Below are 19,120 nucleotides of genomic sequence, written 5' to 3'. Positions count from 1 at the left end.
AAACCTAAAACTCACAAGCATTCTTCAGGCAGGCAATTACATTGTCTGCCAATTCTTCCATCGAATTTTGACTAATTGATGGCAGAGAAAATATAAAATTCAAGTTCATTTTGCTGTCAAAAGTTGCCACAGCCGCACTCACAACACCACCAAACACTCCTTGTGCTGGCAAAAAACTAATTTGATCTAATTCAAATTCACCGTAAAATTTTGGAATTTTGACTTGTCCAATATTAGTAACAGCCACACTTGCAGGTGCTTGATTAGGTTGTGCCAGTAAGGTTTTGATAATCTGCTTGTACATCATCATGATGCCAAAGAGATGATCAGACTGTAAGCCTGCGATTAAATTTTGTCTGACTTCTCGTGCTAAATCCCAGAAGGATGTGTGAATTTTGAGAGTATGAAATGAAGTAATAGAAGAAACCAACATACTCAGATTATTTTCACTGATCAGCGATCGCAACCTTTGACGCAAGTTAACATATGACCAACAACTTAAACAAACATCTTTCCTTTTATCACCAGAGATTTTATTAGCTGCGGCAAACATCAACGCTGCACACAAAGCACCTTGTACTGTTGTGTTTTCCTTTCTGCAAAAATTCACCAGTTTTTCAGTTAATTCCTTGTCTAGCTGTCGGTGAACCATACCACTACGACGAGATTCTATCGGTACACACTGCTCAAAATCCAAGGCTTTTGGCTGATACCATAACTGCTTAAATTGCAAATTCAATAATAAGAAAATACCTTTCACCACACCCCGCCATCCTTGCATCGATTCTGGTAGCAGTTGTTGAATAGGCGGTAATTCAGGCAAACTATCAACTGAATTGATTAATTCACCAGCCGCAATTTTTTGGCAATAAGTTAATATCTCTGAATGCAGTTGGACGCTTGATAAACCGTCAGATATGGCGTGATGCAAGATTGTGATTAAATAATTGACATTATTTTCATTCCGAGGTTTGATTAGTACACATCGCGCTAAACCTACGTGACTCTCAATTTTTAAATTCATTTCTGCGACAACCACCTCTTTCCAATGTTGGTTATCGAGATTATTAACAATACGCAAAGGAATCTGAATCGCTTTTGTTGCAAAGCGGAAACTATTAAACGAATTAACTATCCGAGAGTTCAGCAGAGGATGACGACACTGTACTATATCAAGAGCTTGTCTTAAAATTCTTTCTTCTAAAGACCCAATAATTCGGCTAATTGTCACTACATTGAATGTACCACCAGTCTGATTTACTATTTCTAAACCCTCCTCAATGGGAGTAAGTTCACGATTGACTGCCATAAGTAGATTTTGAGCTATTGGGAATAAAAGCATTACGAAACAAGAAAATGCGATCGCTTTCTCTGCTTAAGTATTCCCAATGCCAGCCAGTGATTATTTCATCACTACAATAGTTCTGCTATCTTGACTGGATTTAACTCCTCGACATTACTCAAAACCACTTTTGCTCCCGCTTTTTGAAGTGTTTCACTATAAGCTTGAGAGCGTGCTGCTGTTTCTTGTACGTGAGGTGGTAACACTCCAACACCAATCCAAGGACGGTGCGGCTGCAATTCTCGTGCTTTACCTACTGTGTACATATCAGCAACAGTATCGCCCACATAAATGACAGTGGTGTTGGTTGTTTGTCCATTTTCTAACTTATCAACAGTAGCAAACAGCCCTGTAGGATCTGGTTTACCAGGTGCATCTTCCATTGCAATCAATACTGGAGATTGCAAACCCAAACGTTTTTCTAAAATGTAATTGGCAGAACCGCGAGTCGCACCGCTAAAAAATCCCCAAGCAATGTGGGCTTCAGTTAGCTGTTGTAAATAGCCTGAGCTTAACAATAAAGGTTCATCACAAATATATCCTGTGAAATGATTCGGGTCTGGGCCACGGTAACGAGATTGAAAGAAGGCAACAATAGTTTTGTAATCTAGCTTGAGTTGTACTCGTGGCTGTCCTTGAGATTCAAAGTAACGATAAATTAATTCTTGGGAAGCTTCCCAATCGTTGTTCCAAATTCCTTCAGACTTGAGTTGGTCAATATCTAACGGTGTGGGACGATATGCGGCGTTTGTAAACTCCTCTACAGTATCGGCGATCGCGCGGCGATAAGACCCGCTAACATCGCGCACAACGCCATCAATATCAAAAACAACAATTGCTCGTGCTAAAGCTTGTGCAGTCATGATTGCATCAATAAAGAAAGATTTAAGCTTTTCAGATTTTAAATGGGATAAGTATTCATGATGAATACTTCTTTCCTACTCCCTATTCCCCACTTCCCACTCCTTTAAAAGTTTGGTCATTGAGTGAGATATTAAGTTACAATAAGCAATCGCAAACTTAGTACGTAATGCCCGGATATTTCCCGGAGGTGTGATTGACCAAGTTCATTCTCAAAATTCTTTGGTTGGAAGATAACGTTGCCCTAGCAGTTGACCAAGTTGTAGGAAAAGGAACCAGTCCTTTAACGAAGTACTTTTTCTGGCCCAGAAATGATGCTTGGGAAGAGTTAAAAAAGGAACTCGAATCCAAACACTGGATTACTGAGCTAGATCGCGTTGAATTGCTCAATAAAGCAACAGAAGTGATTAACTACTGGCAAGAGGAAGGTAGAAACCGTCCAATGGCAGAAGCTCAGTTGAAGTTTCCCGAAGTCGCTTTCACAGGTAGTGCTTGATATTGCACAAGTAGCTCTTTTGCTGTTTTACAAGCCTTCACAGTTTGCTGCTCTTGTCCCTGCTGTCACAATCAAAAACTTGTGCAACAGGGCTAACAAACAGCAGCAACCAATGTTGAGTCAATATACTAGAATAATATTTCTACCTGAGCAATTGGCTTTTCTTGCCCAATTTGAAAAAAGAATGCAACAGATAGACTATCTGTAGAAAAATGATTCATCGCTGATATACAAGTGATGAATTTTGTTTAGTAACTAACTTTTGACAATTTTTAGTCAGTATCATAAATAACTTAGCAATTATTTAAATTAAATACTGAATACGAGTAACATTGCATACAATAGGGTGATTATAACTGCAAAAAATATCCCCGTATGCTGTTGCGTTTATCTTATCAAGCTTTAATTACGCCTTTGGTAGCCTGTTTCAGTGTATTAGGCGTTAGCGCCCTTCAATTTCCCCGACTACAATCGCTGTTAATTAACAAACAAACTGCTTCGTTAGAAATTCTAGAACAAGATATTCAAAAGGAACATCTCCGCCTGAGTTTACTGAAGGAATTACCAAGCTTTGGTTATAAAAACTTTATAGCTAATTGCGTTTATCTAAGTTTCTTACAATATTTTGGCGATGATGAAGTTCGAGAAAAAACAGGTTATAGTCTTAGCCCAGAATATTTTGAGATCATTATTAAAAATGATCCACGATTTTTAGGAGCTTACGTAAGTCTTTCTACTAGTATTTCCATGTATGCTGCTATGCCAGAACGCTCCATAAAATTAATTAATGAGGGTTTGCATTCCATGACTCCTCAAATTCCGGAAAAATCTTATTATGTGTGGCGTTACAAAGGAATTGACGAATTATTATTTTTAGGAAATTCTCAAGCCGCGCAAAATTCTTTCACTATGACAGCAAATTGGGCAAATAACTATTCAGATCTTGAAAGTAAATACATAGCACAGAATTCTCAGCAAACTGCTCTATTTTTGAGCCGTAATCCTGATGGTACATACGCACGCATTGCTACTTGGGCAATGGTATTAAACAATAATGTTGATGAAAAAACTCGCAAAAGAGTAGTCAGAGAAATTGAGGCCTTGGGAGGAAAGGTAATTAGCACTCCTGCGGGTAACAAAATTACTTTTCCTCCCAAGGATTAAATAAATTAATTGCTTTTGACGATGGATGATTTATTACAGTCAACTATTCGTTAGCAGTTGGGGGAGTAACTGGTGCAGTAGATTGTTGTTGGCGTTGTTCGCGTTTTTTACGGTCAGCAGACAGCATATCTGCCATTACCGCTAATGCTTGCGACATTTTCTCTAGATTAGAGCGATATAACTCTAAATCTTTGTTGAGTTTTTCGTCAGATAAATGCAAACCAGCCGCAATAGTTTTTATTGCTTCAGTGCGTTGCTTTTCATCTTTCACCAACTCTGAGTCAGACTGCTCCAATAAGGAGAATAAACCAATAGCGAACAAGCGATTGTATTTAAATTGGGGATTGTTGGCGATCGCCTGCAATTGTACTTGCAAATCAGCATCTTGTGCTAAATGATTTGTTTGGCTAAGCCAAGCAATTAAATCATTAGCTGCTAAACTTTTCGCCAAAGCTTGTAACCTTTCAGCATCCTGTCTATAGCGTTGCGGTTCTTGCTCTACAGCCTGACAGATAGCTTGAAAAATTGATTCTTTGTCTCGTTCCGGTTGATAGCCTTGCATAAAGCGGTCAAAGGTTGTGACAACGCCCAAGGCATAAATTGGATTGTAACTAAAATCAACATTTACTGATAGCAGATGCATTTCCACCATCAACTCTTCCACTACCCGACGATAGATTGTGTTGATGGGACGGGTATGTAAAGAATAGAAAGTTCGCTTTGTGTCAGAGACAGTACGGACGTTATTCACAAAGAAAATATTAAGAATGTTAAGGGCGAAGTTATTTTATTGTCTCCCTTAAAGGCTACTTTGCCAAGTTCGGGTTTCTCATCAGAATCTTGAGTTCATTTGGTAGCATAAGGGGGATCAATATTATTATGCTCAACAACCAGCTATAAAATATTTTGGATTGGGCATCGCAATTTATGAACCTTTCACCTCTTCTGATTACTCTGGGTAAATACATAGCTGGTGAATTTGACAATCGGGAACAGGCGTTAGCAGAACCTGCTTGGTATGTTCACCTACGTATGTGGCAAAGACCAGTTAACTTATTCGCAGAAGACAGTATTACCTTGTTTGCCGAACAAGCTAATATTGTCAACTTAGACCGCCCTTATCGCCAGCGAATTATGCGATTAATGGCAGGCAAAGATTCTAATGCACCTTTGCAAATCCAGTACTATATGCCAAAAGAGCCAAGTGCCTTAAGTGGCGCAGGCCGTAATCCTGCTTTACTCAAGACACTCACAGTCGAACAATTGGATTTGTTACCAGGGTGTATACTCACACTTACCCAGGAAGAGTTAGCTCCCAAAAACTACAAGTTTATCGCTACCCAACCAACCGAGACTCGTTGCAGCTTTAATTACCAAGGCAACAATATCCAAGTTTCCTTAGGTTTTGCAGCCACAGCAGCAGAATTTTACAGCTACGACAAAGGAATTGACCCGGAGACAGGAAAAGCAACTTGGGGAGCGATTTTAGGCCCTTATCGCTACACGAAACGAGAACAGTACTCACTTGATAGTATTGAGTGCTGAGTGCTGAGTGCTGAGTAAAAAATACTAGCCTAAGCACCTCTAGTCCCTAGCCTCTAGTTCTCAACTGGCAATACTACGAGGAACACCTTCTAAAGCTTCCTCTTCTGTTTCAAAAATTTCAAATACTGTGTCCATCATCGTGACTTCAAACACGAGTTTGGCTTCTGGATGTACGTTGCAGATGCGGAAACTGCCTTTGACTTTATCCGCATCACGCATCCCCGCAACTAAAGACGTGAGACCAGAACTATCAATAAAATTTACCTGACCAAGATTCACCACTACATGACGGCTGAGTTTAGAAATACATTCCTGCAACTTCAGGCGGAATTGCCAAGCTGTGGTTATATCTAGGCGACCAGCTGGTGTTAAAACTATGACGGTATTACCGTCCTGGGTTGTATAGGTTGTTTGTTCTATTTTTATCACTAAAAATCCCCGTGGCACTCATTTTCAAATTGACTATTGCTGGATTGAGCCTGAGGTTGGTAAGTCAAAGAACTTACTTATTTACTAATACTTACTTTCGCTTGAATGAAAGCTTTCCAGCATCTTGGTAAATTAATTGACTCACCATTTGAGAGGACTATCCAGTGCTGACACTTGAGATGAACAAGTTATAGCTAAAATAGTCACCTAATTACTAGGTGCTTACCTTTAGTAGTGTAACTCACTAAAAAAGTGCTGAGTGCTAATGAAAGTGCTGAGTTGAAAGCGCTGAGTGCCAAGTAACGAATATGAAAAATTTTATATTCCTATACAACGCACCCAACACTGAACTTGACTAGCAAATTAATCCAACTTCAGGGGGATTACAAAGCACCTTACCTTAGTCAATTGCTGTCCAATTTATCCAGTCTTGAGGCTTGAGGAAAGTATCGTACAACTCGGCTTCGGGGGAATTGGGTTCAGGCTGATAACCATATTCCCAGCGCACTAAGGGTGGTAAAGACATGAGAATGGATTCGGTGCGTCCGTTGGTTTGGAGTCCAAAAATTGTGCCACGGTCGTAAACTAAGTTAAATTCAACGTACCGACCACGACGGTAGAGTTGGAAATTCCGTTGGTGATCGCCATATTCTGTTTCATGTCGCCGTTGGACAATTGGTACATAGGCTGGTAGAAAAGCCCTACCACCGCTTTGGATAAAAGCAAATAAATCTTCCCAAGTCCGTTGTTCTACTACCCCTACTTGATCGCTGTAATTTGCTGCTGGGCCATTGGGGTCAGGGCCGCGATATAAAGTACCTTGACCATCTTGGTAATCAAAGAACAAACCGCCTACACCGCGTGTTTCATTGCGGTGTTTCAAATAAAAATATTCATCGCACCAACGCTTAAACACTGGGTAATACTCGGCGTGGTGTTGATCACAAGCCTGTTTCAAAGTTTGATGGAAATGGGCAGCATCTTCTGCGAAGGGGTAGTAAGGTGTCAAGTCAGCACCACCGCCAAACCACCATACTGGCCCAGCTTCAAAATAACGGTAGTTTAAGTGAACAGTGGGGACATAAGGATTTCGAGGATGTAGCACTAAGGAAGTGCCTGTAGCATAAAATTGGTGTCCCTCGGCTTCTGGGCGTTGCTTGAGAATCGAGGGCGGCAAATGAGAACCCCAAACTTCAGAAAAATTTACACCTGCTTGTTCAAAGATTTTACCCTCACGTAGCACACGCGATCGCCCACCACCACCCTCTGGACGTTCCCAAGCATCTTCTTGAAACTTACCGACACCATCTAATTCAGTCAAAGCCTGGGTAATTTCGTCTTGCAGCTGTTTCATAAACTGACTCACCCTAGCCTTAGCATCCGTTGGCGGTAAGAACTTGGATGATGCTGCTTTTACTGTTGGCGTGTGCGAATTAGTCAACATAGAGATTCCCGAACCTTAAATTACAATTGCCAAAAAGCCAGAAATTTTCAGTAAAAAATTTGTAAGCAGTCCGAACTGATTTCTTAGCTCGACTTGCTCAAATTAATGTTTGTTTGTCAAGTTTTTACACGATTGATGTGTATGACTAGAGTTATTTTCCCTCAAATGCGTATAGGCTTGTATATTGACTCAGTTTTTTTTGTACTTCTTGATGGGAACATTCTGGTGTTCAACCAGCTTCTGGCAAGTTAGTATATGCCGTACCGATGATGGCGATGCCCCGCAAGCCTCGGTTTCCAGCCTTAACAACCTTGTTGTCATCTGTGCCTAATCGGTGCCTGTTAAGTCAAAAGCAATATTGAGAAATGTTACGTAAGGGCAAACATAATTGCTCACCATACCAGAGTTACCAGCAAGTTTGTAGCGAGGAGGATAAGGCAAATGCGAGGTTGTTTATCTAAATTCATCCACCGCAAACGTCGTCGGTTTTGTGCATCTCTAGTACGGACGTATCGAGAGATTAGTTACGCTTCGGTAGATGAACTATGGCAAAAGGTAGTTGACTTAACAGATGTTTCTTGGCATCCTCTACTCAAAAGTACCAACGTCCCCTACGGATTAGTACCCAAACCAGGATTAATTTACCAAGCGGTCACACGCTTTTCGCCGTTTCCTATCCGCATTTTTGTGGAACGAGTAAATCCCAGAGAACTTTTGAGTGTGAGAGTGCTGGCAATTCCTGGCGTTGAAGAACGAATTACTTATCAAGTGGAATCTACTGTTTGTGGTACTTGTTTGTCTTATTCTGTAACACTGAAAGGCTGGTTATCCCCTTTGATTTGGTCATTCTCTCGTCCTTATGCAGACCGGGTTGCACGTTCTTTGGTGGAAGCTGTAGAAAATGCCGCAGTGCAAGCGGTATCCAGTAAGAAAAAATCCCTTAATGATAGTTGTTTTGATTTTTAAAGGCTAGAGGCTAGAAGCAAAATGGGATAATGTAAGAATTATTTTTAATTTCTAGTCCCTAGCCTTACTCCCTACTCCCACTCCCTAATCTGCTAATAATAGAGAAGTAACTTTTTTCAGGAATTGCGATGATTAGTCCGCAGCAGATTGAAGCTATGATCAAGGCGGAACTGCCAGACGCTCAGATACAAGTGCAAGACTTGACAGGTGGCGGTGACCACTATCAAGTTACAGTCGTATCATCGCAGTTTGCAGGTAAAGGACTGGTGCAACAACATCAGTTAATTTATGGTGCGTTGCGGCAAGCGATGTCAACTGAAGCAATTCACGCCTTGGCAGTTAAAACATATACGCCTGAAACTTGGCAGACAACAGCCACTTCCTAAAATCAATAGTTCCCAGTTATGTTGAGCATTGACTATTGATTTTTTTATATCAGTAACATAGGAAACAAGAATACCATGTCGCCAGAACTCAAAGAGAAAATCGATAACTTAGTCAAAGAAAACAAAATTTTGGTTTTCATGAAGGGAACTAAGTTAATGCCTCAATGTGGTTTTTCTAACAACGTTGTCCAAATTCTCAATACTTTGGGTGTTCCCTTCGAGACGGTTAATGTTCTTGATGACTACGAAATTCGTCAAGGTATTAAAGAATATTCCAACTGGCCGACCATTCCTCAAGTTTATATTGATGGTGAATTCATTGGCGGTTCCGACATCCTGATTGAAATGTACCAAAAGGGTGAATTGCAGCAAAAGGTGGAAGTTGCCCTAGCTTCGTAAATTAACTAAGCAGCAACTCAATTGATATTACAAAAAAGCCCCATAAACGGGGCTTTTTTGATGGACTACGCTTCCCAAAGCAGAAAATTACTCAATGGCTGATTAGCAAGTGGTAAATAAAAAACTTTCTGCTTTTTTAATTAAAATCACGATATTAAACACCCCTCAGCAGAATTAACTAAATCACAACGAGCATGAGGGGATGTTTCTCCTAATACAATCTCTCCCAAAAATCACACCACTACACGCTTGATCAATACAGATAATGTGTTATAATCATCTGCGTCAATCTACGGCTACTTTTAATGACTGAGCAAAGGCATTAGTAGTAATCGTGTTGTGGTTGTGGTTCCGGCATTGCAAAATTTGATGCATCGTACAAGTAGCGGCTGGCTTCCTCCTCTAGACGATGAATCAGATATGGCTCAATGGCGTTGCCATGTCGCAGTGCGGCTAGATATCCATCCAAATACATCCGCATATCGTCCATACGATAACCGCGATTCCATAGCTCGACGAAGGCGTCTGTGAGTCTTTGGTAATAGCGGATGGTTTGTGTGTCTTGAAGCATAACTGCTGTTTAGATCTCTTTGGAATGAGAATTGTAAATGATTAACGCTGAAATGTGAAGTGCCACTTTCGCCTTAAAAGCGTTTTTGGCATATAACTTATGCCAATTAGTCTGCTTTGCTCTGCCCCCTCCAGCAGCTACAGCGTATTTAGATCCTATTCCAGAAAACTGGGAAAGTGATTGTTTGGTAATTTATTCTTATGATTTTTTCTATCAACAGGTTGGTTTTGTGGCTGAGGGTCAGCTTGATCAAGCTGAATTTGAACTCCACATCACGACTGAATGATAGTTACAGTAAAAAACATTTAGTTGAGTATAAGTTCTTAATAAAGTTACATTTTGCTAAGAGCAAGATGATTGTTAAAAAGAACTTTTGATAAGTCTAACAAAAATTTAAGAAGATTAGTATTTAACCTCGGAAATAGGCGTAGGTTGAAGATATTCCAGCCATTTTTTTGAATAATTGTCAAACGAATTCCGATTAGAAGTAGCAAAAGCTACAAAACCTTGAGCATGAGCTTGTTACTTTGAAAGTCATCAACGCTAAGGGGTCTTACCGCCGTGGGTTCGGTTTGTATTGAAATCGTTGAGGGGAATCCCCATCTAAGGTCGTTGCTGGGTTGGCACTTGCAACAATTGGAGTATAGGGTAAATCAAGCTGCCAGCATTTATCAAGCAAGGGAAGTGTTTTTAACCCATCAACCTACTCTAGTAATTCTAGATGCGGATCTGCCTGATGGTGATGGTATCGAGTTTTGTCGTTGGTTGCATCGTCAACAGCAGCCTTTAATTTTAATGCTATCTGCACGTAGCAATGAAGCGGATGTTGTCGCAGGACTGAAGGCGGGGGCAGATGATTACCTCAGCAAACCTTTTGGAATGCAAGAGTTTTTGGCTAGGGTTGAGGCGTTAATTCGCCGCAAACGCACGCCTACTGCACCAGCCTATCTAGACTATGGCACGTTGCAAATTGATTTAGTGCAACGTCGTGTTCGCTTCCAAGGGGAGTTTATCGATTTAACACCCCAAGAATTTAGTTTGCTGTATGTTTTGGCGCAAGCTGGTGGAGTACCTTTGTCTCGGTCAGAATTGCTGCGTCGTGCTTGGCCAGATGCAATTGACAACCCGCGCACAATTGACACTCATGTTTTGTCGCTACGCAAAAAAGTAGAACTTGATCCCCGCCAACCTAGTTTGATTCAAACTATTCGGAATGTGGGATACCGATTTAACATGGAAATTTTGAATGCTAATCTTCCACAATCGCAAACAAAGTTAGCAAAAGAACGATTCAGCAATCAACGTCCAACACTTACTACTCAACGGTAATGAGATGTAGGTGTTGAGTTTAGGGTGATTTATCAGATCAGAAGTTTTTAAATCCATTCTTCTGTGGCTTGAGTTTCTGCTTGGATTAAACTTGCTTGTAAACTCGCTAGGTCTACCTCAGAGGCTGGCTTATCTGCTAACAACTGTCCTTGGTGCAGGTGTAATAGTCTTGTACAAAACATCTGGGCTAAGTCTAACTGGTGATTGACCATCAAAATTGTAGTTTGTTGGGTTTCAGCCAGTTGAATTAAGATTTGCATCAGATGAGAGGCTGTAGCCGCATCCAAGGCAGATGTTGGCTCATCTAATAGTAAGATTTTGGGTTGGATGATTAAAGCACGAGCGATCGCAACTAATTGCTTTTGTCCCGATGAAAGCTGTAACTCATTCTTGCCTAACCAATCGTTAGGGATATGCAGTTGTTCCAGCCAATGGCTAACTCGTTGCTGAATCGTCTGTTTGGGCATCCCGCGCAAAACTAAAGGATATTCCAAGGCTTGTTGAGCTGTCATCCCCAGTAGCTTCGACTCTTGCAACACCAGTGTCACCATTTGGCGTAATTGGATGGTAGGAATTTGGCGATACTCTTGATTTTCGAGATAGATTTTGCCGCTGCTGGGTTCACTCAAGCGATTTATTAGGCGTAGTAATGAGGTCTTTCCCGCACCAGTTACACCAACAATAGCAATTATTTCACCAGGGAATACTTGAAAAGAAATGTCCTGCAAGATGGGGTATCCCTGGTGATTGCTTTTTAGTTTTGTATAGAGATTAACTTGCTCAAGCCTAAGTTGGGCTTGTGGAGTGAAATTATCCACAGTGTAGAAATATATAGTTTTTTAATGCTCACGCAAAGGCGCAAAGAATTTTTTCGTCTTTGCATGAGCCTTTAATTTAAGATAGTGTCAAGGCTGTATTAATCGTCCAAGCATCGACTAACAGCAGCAGTAATGTAAATCCAAATAGAATCGCATACATCCAAGGCTGTGCTAAGGGACGGACATCTGTGGTGTCTATACCTGTTTTGGCTTGTACGATGTTCACTAAACGGGCAAATCCCGCCACTCGCATCGGTAATAAGTAAGCTTTACCATCTTTGCTGAGAAAATAATAAACTAGCCCTCCTTGTCCAGTAGAACGGGGTTTTAATCCTTTAACTTCTGACCAAGGTAAAGTCCAACCTTTACGAAAGAAGCGTGGAACCCAAACAGGGTAAGTTACCTGAATTTCTTGGTCATTGACTACTACTCTTTCAGTTAATACGGCATAAAGTCCTACAAAGCCGATACAAATTCCTACCCACAGTAAGGTTGGTGGTGTTGGTGCTGCTGTTGCTTCGGCTAAAAATGGCAATGGCACTGTGAGTGCTACATATAAACTCAACAGGGTAATCCGAATCAACGGAGATAGGCGAAAAACGGTAGTAGAGGTATTAGCTGAGTTTGCTGTCACGGTTCCATAAAGATTGTTGCTTTCAGTTTTATCCTAACTGGAAGGGCAATTTTCAGGCGACTCTATGGTAAATACTTTTGTACTACAGTCCAACCTGTTAGGGATACCCAAGCAAAGGCGGCGAAGAGAATAATATTTACAGTGATGTGTAAAGTTCTTACCCAAGGTCGTCTGGGGTTAATTTGAGTTGCACTGACAGCAGATAGCAAAACTAAAAATACTACTATTAGCCCAGCAGGTAAATGTGATGAATGTCCTAAAGAGCCAAAGTGTCCTAATGTGCCGATAATACCGATCGCCAGTAATAGTAACACTAAACTCACCATGCTAATGCCCATTGTATAGTGCAGCGATCGCACTCCCCCACGACTCAAAGGAAACCCAGGAAAGCTAGGCATAGACTGAGAAGTTCTGGCTTGCCACATCCATATACCTGTAATCGCTAACAGCACATAAGCCAATAGTGATAATCCCATCGACCAAGCGGCGATTTTCCACAGCCAGAGAAAAGAGGGTAGGTGCATAAATTTGGGGGGTGGGGACAAGAAGCAGAGGAGCAGGGGAGCGGAGGAGCAGAGGGGGGAGAACTAATGACAATTGACTCTTGACTATTGACTATTAAGCCACAAATAGAAAAGGTTGCTGATATCAGCAACCTTATATTTTTTTGAACAAATTTTTTATTTTAATCAAGGCAATGATTAACCAGCAACTGTTAAAGGTTTTGTTGTATCTCCGCTTTTGGTATTAATTGACTGGGCTATTGGTTTTTTACTGATGGGGTCGAGAGTCGCTGAGTCGGTATTAAAGTCACTACTGCTTGGTTCGTGAACCGCAAGGCGATCGCACGGAATCGTATCCGATAAAATTGCACTTGCCATCATCCCTGTATGAATCTCCATTTGAGCTTCCGGTGGGGCTTCAAACACGAGGCGCTGTCCAGGAAACACAACCCTTTCAAAGTACCAGTTAGAAATGTTAGAGATGCGAGCCACCTGGATTTTGCTCGTGGCATTAACGTAGCAGCAGAGAATTTTCCCCGATTGCTCAGGTGGTAGAGAGTCTAAGATTTGAGCCATAACTGCCGAGGAGCTTTACGCCACACATTGTATATTACACAAGCCAAGACTAGCACTGGCTGATCCCCAGCTACTGTAACTCCGACTACCAACTGAAAATTTCTACGTTATTTCTATCTAAAGATATGTTCAAGTTATGAAATTTTTATAAAAAAGATTCATTCTTAAAAAATTATACAGTATTAAGGAAAATTTTTAATTGTTTTCTTTGGTAACAAATTTGTCTTTGATGTTAATTAACTATCAATAGGCTATCTAAAACTATCTTCTGGCTTGTAGCCATTTTTCATGAGTTTGTGTTTTGTGCTATTCCCACCAAGATAGCAAGGGATCATCGCTTAATAGTTGAACTCAATGTTATGGTAAAGATATATGAACAATTTATTCATAAAACAATCTCTCCTGTTTGATGCCTAGCAAATTTAGCTATTTCCGCCACTCCCAACAGGAAAAGGTGAAATCACAAAGTTGCTTAAAAGTCAAGCTAGATTGTCATAAATAAGACTAAGCAAACTTCGTTTTAGAACTTACACTATCTCTCGCTTTCCTGAAAAAATGGCAAGATGGAGGTTAAAAAACCGATGATCGAAAATCGCATTCTCTACGTTCGCCTTCCTTGTAACCCCATCTTTCCCATTGGGGTGGTTTATCTTTGTGATCATGTCCACAAGCTATTCCCAAACATCGAACAGCGCATTTTCGATTTGGGAACAGTACCACCTTTAGACTACGCTGCGGCTTTAGATCGCTGTATCGATGAATTTAAACCCACACTGTTAGTATTTTCTTGGCGGGATATTCAGATTTATGCCCCAGTCGGGGGACGTGGTGGAAACCCGTTGCAAAACGCTTTTGAATTTTATTACGCCAAAAATCCTCTAATCAAACTACGTGGGGCATTGGGTGGATTAAGAATTTTCATTGCCTATTATGTAGAGTTATGGCGCAATTTGGGATTAATCAAACGCGGTTTAAAACGCGCCCAAAAATACAATACTGATGCGCGTGCAGTTGTTGGCGGTGGTGCAGTCAGTGTATTTTACGAACAGTTGGGTAAAAGCTTACCTTCAGGCACAATCATTTCAGTAGGTGAAGGCGAAACTTTACTCGATAAACTCTTAAGCGGAAAAGAATTCCGTGATGAACGCTGTTATGTAGTCGGAGAAGCTAAACCACGTCAACGCCTGATTCACGAACAACCTACCCCATTACAAAAAACCGCTTGTAACTACGACTATATTGAAAGCGTCTGGCCAGAGTTTAGTTATTATCTGCAAGACAAAGACTTTTATATCGGTGTACAAACCAAGCGTGGTTGTCCGCATAACTGCTGCTACTGTGTCTACACTGTTGTGGAAGGTAAACAAGTACGGATAAATCCAGCCGAGGAAGTTGTGGCTGAAATGCGGCAACTATATAATCGCGGGGTGCGGAACTTTTGGTTTACCGATGCTCAATTTATTCCAGCGCGGAGATATATCGATGATGCGGTAGAACTATTACAGGCGATCGTTGATTCTGGAATGACAGATATCCACTGGGCAGCATACATCAGAGCCGACAATTTAACACCCGAATTGTGCGACTTGATGGCTAAAACCGGGATGAACTATTTTGAAATTGGTATTACCAGCGGTTCTCAAGAACTTGTACGCAAAATGCGGATGGGGTACAACCTGCGGACTGTCTTACAAAACTGTCGTGATTTAAAAGCAGCTGGGTTTAACGATTTAGTTTCTGTCAATTATTCTTTTAACGTTATTGACGAACGTCCCGAAACTATTCGCCAAACCATCGCTTACCACCGCGAACTAGAAAGAATCTTTGGTGCAGATAAAGTCGAACCAGCAATTTTCTTTATTGGACTGCAACCACACACTCATTTAGAAGAATATGCCTTTAAAGAAGGCATCCTCAAACCAGGGTACAATCCTATGAGCTTGATGCCGTGGACAGCCAAAAAACTGCTTTGGAACCCCGAACCCCTTGGTTCTTTCTTTGGCGAAGTCTGCTTACAAGCTTGGCGACAAAATCCTAATGACTTCGGACGGGAAGTGATGAAGATTTTAGAAGAAAGGCTTGGTTGTGCCGATTTAGAACAAGCTCTGTCCGCACCAATCGAGACGAAAGAAAAACAATTAGCAGGCGTATCATAGAAGACAAATCAATAAGGGGATGGGGTACTAAAAAACCTTCCATATTCCCACTCCCCACTCCCTACTCCCTACTCCCAACCCCCTATGTTAGAAGGTTCGATTTTACAACAGCTGGAAACCGCCCATCGCCATAGCACTAGACCAATTCGATTTGGGGTGTATTATAAAAACACCCTGGTTTCTCTGTGCCATGCGCTAGAAGACCATATTATTGCTGATCAGGGTAAGCCTCTCGTAATCACAGCTTTCCAGCGGGGTAAATGGTATTTACAAGAGGCAGAAAGATATGCAGACATAGCCAAAAGCAGTCGTGAAATTGCCATCATGGCAGCACCAGATGCAGGCTTTGCTGAACATCCTACTAGCCAATTACCTAACGTAGACTTAGTAGGATTAGATTCATCTGATCCAGTGGCGCAGGAATGGCATTTGATTATTCTGTCGCCTGGATACACAGCAATGGTACTTTGTCAAGAACTATCGGAAGCTGATTATGGTGCAGGTGGGATACCAGCTTCAGACTTAGAACGCAAATTCTACGGGTTGTGGACATTTGAACCGGAGTTAGTGAAGGAAACAGCCCAGTTAGCGATCGCTCATATTCAACAATACAATCCAGAACTAGCCGCAAAACTCACTGCTCATAAAGAAGCTATTCAGTCTCGTCTAGCTACACCAGAAGACTTAAGTACAGTAGTCTCCCGTGTAGTCGATTACCTGCAAACTGGGCAAGAAAACTTATCTATTCCTACAGCACTACGGCAACAAGCGTTAGATCGCAACTTAGTTTCTAACGAAATCCAAGCATTTTTACGGATGGCGCAGTTGATAGATTTGGCAGATATCAACAACCCAATGGCAGCGGCGGAAGTTGTCGCCCTTTCCGAGGCGATGGGACAATTATTAGAACTACCAGCTTGGCAAATCAAAAGATTGAGGTTGGCAGGCTTATTACACCGCATAGATCCGTTACAGAAAGCCGAAAGTGTTCTGACTCCGGGAACATCTAGCAGTTACACAGAACAAGCCCCCAGTTGTCCCTTAACCTGTCCCTTAGTACCAGGCGCACAGGTATTGCGAACCATGCCTCGACTCCGGGCTGTTGCCCAAATTATCACACACCAAACCGAGTGGTGGGATGGTACAGGAGAACCCGCAGGTTTAGCTGCCGATGAAATTCCCTTAGAGTCGAGAATTTTGGCATTAGTCGCCGAATTTCAATGGCGAGTCAATCAAATTAAATCAGCTAATCAAAGTCGGGAAGAAATATTTGCTCAAGCTTTAGAACAATGCCGACAGCAACAATCAACCCGCTTTGACCCTAAACTAATAGATGCCCTAACTTTGTTAGTCATGGGTTTGCAACAAGGGCTAGACTTACCTGTGATGACAACCAAAGCCAGCAACGGTATGTGGTTACTTGATTCTCGCTGGGATAGCCATAGCAAGAGTAGTGAGGAGATTGGTAGTTACCCCCAATGAACATTGAAGCTATTAAATCAGGAACCCTTAAACAACTCCCAGGGGTAAACTTAGAAGACGAGGAACTCTGTAAACTCGATTTAAGCCGGATAAATTTTGCAGGTGCTACCCTGGTTGGCACTAATTTTAGTGGTTCCAAACTCGAAGGTGGGCATTTAGAAGGAGCCAATTTAATGGGGGCGAACCTGCAAGAAACAGACTTGCGGGCGAACCTGATGGGCGCAAACTTGATGCAAGCCGACTTAACTAGTGCTGATTTGCGTGGTAGTAATTTGCGCGGTGCGAACCTCATGGGCGCAACACTTACTGATGTATCTTTAGCGGGTGCTTTTTTGAGTGGCGCGAATTTAATGAATGTCAACTTGCAAGGCGTTGATTTACGCGGTGCTGACTTGCGTGGTGCTAACTTGAGTGGGGCAAATCTCAAAGGTGCAGACTTAAGCCGTGCTGACTTGCAAGGAACACTGTTGAGTGAGGCGAATCTTGAAGAAGTTGACTTACGGGGTGCGAATTTAGCTGGGGCAAATTTTACAGGTGCTAACTTGCTGTGTGCAGAGTTAGAAGGCGCTAATTTAAGCGGTGTGAAGTTAGATAAAGCGTGTTTGGTGGGTACAGTTATTGAGAAGGGTTTGTAATGACAAAAAGTTAAATTATGAAGTTCTAGAAGACTATTTATACTTTCGGGTTTGATTGTTCCAGCAGCTTTAGAGTAACTATTCAGTTTCAGTGAATTTTTGAGTAAGCTTCTATGGTAAACAATTAGTAAAACGGGCATTGAATGCAACCTCTTATCTTACAAATGGAACAACTTGCCGTCGGGGAGCAAATCGCTGTTAAATGTTTGATTCCTCTAAACTCACATTTTGTATTTAAAGCAGAAGTTATAGAAATAAACAGTCAAAAACAAGCTAAAAAATTGAAAATAATTGAAGCACCAGTAGAAAAATTTACAAATGATAGCTTCAATCTAGGCAAAATACTTGATGTATCAAGACTAAACAGAATGAGTACCGTAGAAATATCTTACCTGATGCGTTCTTAAAAAAATTATGGTTTAGTCAGAGAGGCTTCTTCTGTATTTATTCTGCAAAAGAAGCCTCTTTGCATTCTTACGTAATTTCCTAAAATATTATGTATATACATATGCATAATATTTTAGAAACTAATCAGTAATCCTAATTTTTACTGTTTGTCTGCTCATCCATAACGCCAAAATACTCATCAAAAATAACCCCATCACACCCATTAAAGGATTTTGATAAACTCCAGTTACCCAATCAGGCACTACACCTGTATATTTAACTAATCCGCCGACATTAATAATGTAGAAGCCTCCAACTAAACCACCATGCAAACCAATTGGTAAGCCTAAACGTCCTCTACGCCAACGCTTTGCCCATACCTGCGTTAACCCCAAAACTACTAAAGCCGGAAACTGCGGCAGAGTTTGAATAATTGCCTCTAATGGCTTAATAAAATGCAACGTAGCAAAGACAATAGCATCCGTCCATAGTGCTACACGCTGGTTGTAGTCGCGTTCTAATTCATCAAGCAACCAGCCGCGAAATAATAATTCCTCGGCGAAACCAACAGCCAAGCCAACAATTAAACCTTCTATAACTATTTTTAATAAAAAAACTTTGGGCTGTTGCCATACCAGCCAGCCTAAAAGACTTTCTATACCGAATAGAATCCAAATATTAGTAATACCTATAGCCAAGCCACGCAGCAAATCTATTCTGTTGTGTGGCGTAGTGTCTAAGCCATAATGCTGCAATATCTGAGGTTGCTGGTAGACATATTTACCCCATAGCTTCAACAGCACAATAAATTCTATGTATAGCAAAACCATTGTCAAAATACTTACTAAGTTTGCATCACGCACTAGTAAGTAAATTGGTGCAGCAAAAGGCAACCATAGCAGCAACAGCATTAAAATAAAACAACCCAGCCGAATAGGGGCAGGGTGTTGAGCTAAACGGACAAGGTTGTTTTTCATACCAAGTAAGTCAAAAGTCA

General features: G+C 41.2%; 23 protein-coding genes. 12 read left to right on the top strand and 11 right to left on the bottom strand.

Annotation, left to right across the window (positions count from 1 at the left end; all coding sequences use genetic code 11):
* Nucleotides 1-4 precede the first annotated feature (4 nt).
* Both ACMX3D_RS25215 and ACMX3D_RS25210 read right to left on the bottom strand, forming a co-directional pair.
* A complete protein-coding gene (locus ACMX3D_RS25215) occupies nt 5-1,309 on the bottom strand; it encodes a phthiocerol/phthiodiolone dimycocerosyl transferase family protein (RefSeq protein WP_482748529.1) in 1,305 nt (434 codons plus the stop codon).
* Between the two features lie 104 nt (nt 1,310-1,413).
* Nucleotides 1,414-2,205 carry a TIGR01548 family HAD-type hydrolase gene (locus ACMX3D_RS25210; protein WP_482748528.1) on the bottom strand — a complete coding sequence of 264 codons (792 nt, stop codon included), beginning with the start codon at nt 2,203-2,205 and terminating at the stop codon, nt 1,414-1,416.
* Between the two features lie 194 nt (nt 2,206-2,399).
* Here ACMX3D_RS25210 and ACMX3D_RS25205 point away from each other — a divergent pair, with 194 nt between their 5' ends.
* Nucleotides 2,400-2,699 carry a 30S ribosomal protein PSRP-3 gene (locus ACMX3D_RS25205; protein WP_015113334.1) on the top strand — a complete coding sequence of 100 codons (300 nt, stop codon included), beginning with the start codon at nt 2,400-2,402 and terminating at the stop codon, nt 2,697-2,699.
* 375 nt (nt 2,700-3,074) lie between these two features.
* On the top strand, nt 3,075-3,863 hold the full coding sequence (locus tag ACMX3D_RS25200; protein WP_482748527.1) for a hypothetical protein: 789 nt from the start codon (nt 3,075-3,077) through the stop codon (nt 3,861-3,863).
* A 43-nt stretch (nt 3,864-3,906) separates the two neighbouring features.
* Here the strand turns inward: ACMX3D_RS25200 and psb29 are convergent, their stop codons facing one another.
* On the bottom strand, nt 3,907-4,614 hold the full coding sequence (gene psb29, locus ACMX3D_RS25195; protein ID WP_482748526.1) for a photosystem II biogenesis protein Psp29: 708 nt from the start codon (nt 4,612-4,614) through the stop codon (nt 3,907-3,909).
* 176 nt (nt 4,615-4,790) lie between these two features.
* Here psb29 and ACMX3D_RS25190 point away from each other — a divergent pair, with 176 nt between their 5' ends.
* Nucleotides 4,791-5,408, top strand: a complete 618-nt coding sequence (locus tag ACMX3D_RS25190) for a CpcT/CpeT family chromophore lyase (protein ID WP_482748525.1) — start codon at nt 4,791-4,793, stop codon at nt 5,406-5,408.
* 60 nt (nt 5,409-5,468) lie between these two features.
* Here the strand turns inward: ACMX3D_RS25190 and ACMX3D_RS25185 are convergent, their stop codons facing one another.
* Both ACMX3D_RS25185 and hemF read right to left on the bottom strand, forming a co-directional pair.
* Complete coding sequence (locus ACMX3D_RS25185) at nt 5,469-5,837, bottom strand: STAS domain-containing protein (protein ID WP_193894915.1); 369 nt, start codon at nt 5,835-5,837, stop codon at nt 5,469-5,471.
* A 400-nt stretch (nt 5,838-6,237) separates the two neighbouring features.
* A complete protein-coding gene (gene hemF, locus ACMX3D_RS25180) occupies nt 6,238-7,281 on the bottom strand; it encodes an oxygen-dependent coproporphyrinogen oxidase (RefSeq protein ID WP_482748524.1) in 1,044 nt (347 codons plus the stop codon).
* A 441-nt stretch (nt 7,282-7,722) separates the two neighbouring features.
* Here hemF and ACMX3D_RS25175 point away from each other — a divergent pair, with 441 nt between their 5' ends.
* The 3 genes from ACMX3D_RS25175 to grxD all read left to right on the top strand — a co-directional run bounded on the left by ACMX3D_RS25175 (nt 7,723) and on the right by grxD (nt 9,032).
* Entirely contained in the window at nt 7,723-8,247 is a 525-nt protein-coding gene (locus tag ACMX3D_RS25175; RefSeq protein ID WP_482748523.1) for an SRPBCC family protein, read from the top strand.
* A 128-nt stretch (nt 8,248-8,375) separates the two neighbouring features.
* The gene (locus ACMX3D_RS25170) at nt 8,376-8,633 is read left to right on the top strand and encodes a BolA family protein (protein ID WP_482748522.1); all 258 of its coding nucleotides are present in this window, start codon (nt 8,376-8,378) and stop codon (nt 8,631-8,633) included.
* A 75-nt stretch (nt 8,634-8,708) separates the two neighbouring features.
* Complete coding sequence (gene grxD, locus ACMX3D_RS25165) at nt 8,709-9,032, top strand: Grx4 family monothiol glutaredoxin (protein ID WP_482748521.1); 324 nt, start codon at nt 8,709-8,711, stop codon at nt 9,030-9,032.
* A 322-nt stretch (nt 9,033-9,354) separates the two neighbouring features.
* Here the strand turns inward: grxD and ACMX3D_RS25160 are convergent, their stop codons facing one another.
* Nucleotides 9,355-9,603, bottom strand: a complete 249-nt coding sequence (locus ACMX3D_RS25160) for a DUF6761 family protein (protein ID WP_062296854.1) — start codon at nt 9,601-9,603, stop codon at nt 9,355-9,357.
* A gap of 85 nt (nt 9,604-9,688) precedes the next feature.
* Here ACMX3D_RS25160 and ACMX3D_RS25155 point away from each other — a divergent pair, with 85 nt between their 5' ends.
* Together ACMX3D_RS25155 and ACMX3D_RS25150 are read left to right on the top strand one after the other, a co-directional pair.
* Nucleotides 9,689-9,889, top strand: coding sequence for a hypothetical protein (locus ACMX3D_RS25155; RefSeq protein ID WP_482748520.1), 201 nt, complete (start codon nt 9,689-9,691; stop codon nt 9,887-9,889).
* 275 nt (nt 9,890-10,164) lie between these two features.
* On the top strand, nt 10,165-10,932 hold the full coding sequence (locus ACMX3D_RS25150; RefSeq protein ID WP_062296855.1) for a response regulator transcription factor: 768 nt from the start codon (nt 10,165-10,167) through the stop codon (nt 10,930-10,932).
* Between the two features lie 47 nt (nt 10,933-10,979).
* Here ACMX3D_RS25150 and ACMX3D_RS25145 read toward each other — a convergent pair whose 3' ends face one another.
* From ACMX3D_RS25145 to ACMX3D_RS25130, 4 genes are all read right to left on the bottom strand, one after another.
* The gene (locus ACMX3D_RS25145; protein WP_482748519.1) at nt 10,980-11,750 is read right to left on the bottom strand and encodes an ABC transporter ATP-binding protein; all 771 of its coding nucleotides are present in this window, start codon (nt 11,748-11,750) and stop codon (nt 10,980-10,982) included.
* Nucleotides 11,751-11,826: 76 nt separating this feature from the next.
* Nucleotides 11,827-12,384, bottom strand: a complete 558-nt coding sequence (locus tag ACMX3D_RS25140) for a hypothetical protein (RefSeq protein ID WP_482748518.1) — start codon at nt 12,382-12,384, stop codon at nt 11,827-11,829.
* 62 nt (nt 12,385-12,446) lie between these two features.
* The gene (locus ACMX3D_RS25135) at nt 12,447-12,908 is read right to left on the bottom strand and encodes a DUF4079 domain-containing protein (RefSeq protein ID WP_482748517.1); all 462 of its coding nucleotides are present in this window, start codon (nt 12,906-12,908) and stop codon (nt 12,447-12,449) included.
* A gap of 177 nt (nt 12,909-13,085) precedes the next feature.
* Complete coding sequence (locus ACMX3D_RS25130; protein ID WP_482748516.1) at nt 13,086-13,463, bottom strand: DUF1830 domain-containing protein; 378 nt, start codon at nt 13,461-13,463, stop codon at nt 13,086-13,088.
* A 563-nt stretch (nt 13,464-14,026) separates the two neighbouring features.
* Here ACMX3D_RS25130 and ACMX3D_RS25125 point away from each other — a divergent pair.
* The 4 genes from ACMX3D_RS25125 (at nt 14,027) to ACMX3D_RS25110 (ending at nt 18,143) form a co-directional block, all read left to right on the top strand.
* Nucleotides 14,027-15,619 carry a photosystem II high light acclimation radical SAM protein gene (locus ACMX3D_RS25125; protein WP_482748515.1) on the top strand — a complete coding sequence of 531 codons (1,593 nt, stop codon included), beginning with the start codon at nt 14,027-14,029 and terminating at the stop codon, nt 15,617-15,619.
* Between the two features lie 84 nt (nt 15,620-15,703).
* On the top strand, nt 15,704-17,101 hold the full coding sequence (locus ACMX3D_RS25120; RefSeq protein ID WP_482748514.1) for a DICT sensory domain-containing protein: 1,398 nt from the start codon (nt 15,704-15,706) through the stop codon (nt 17,099-17,101).
* Nucleotides 17,098-17,736, top strand: a complete 639-nt coding sequence (locus tag ACMX3D_RS25115; RefSeq protein ID WP_482748513.1) for a pentapeptide repeat-containing protein — start codon at nt 17,098-17,100, stop codon at nt 17,734-17,736. The genes ACMX3D_RS25120 and ACMX3D_RS25115 overlap by 4 nt, the downstream gene beginning before the upstream one ends.
* Before the next feature lie 143 nt (nt 17,737-17,879).
* Nucleotides 17,880-18,143, top strand: coding sequence for a hypothetical protein (locus ACMX3D_RS25110; protein WP_482748512.1), 264 nt, complete (start codon nt 17,880-17,882; stop codon nt 18,141-18,143).
* A gap of 120 nt (nt 18,144-18,263) precedes the next feature.
* Here the strand turns inward: ACMX3D_RS25110 and ACMX3D_RS25105 are convergent, their stop codons facing one another.
* Entirely contained in the window at nt 18,264-19,100 is an 837-nt protein-coding gene (locus ACMX3D_RS25105; protein WP_482748511.1) for a CPBP family intramembrane glutamic endopeptidase, read from the bottom strand.
* Nucleotides 19,101-19,120: the final 20 nt, after the last annotated feature.

The sequence above is a fragment of the Anabaena sp. TISTR 8404 genome (assembly GCF_056847745.1).
This window is presented reverse-complemented; position numbering and strand designations above follow the sequence as displayed.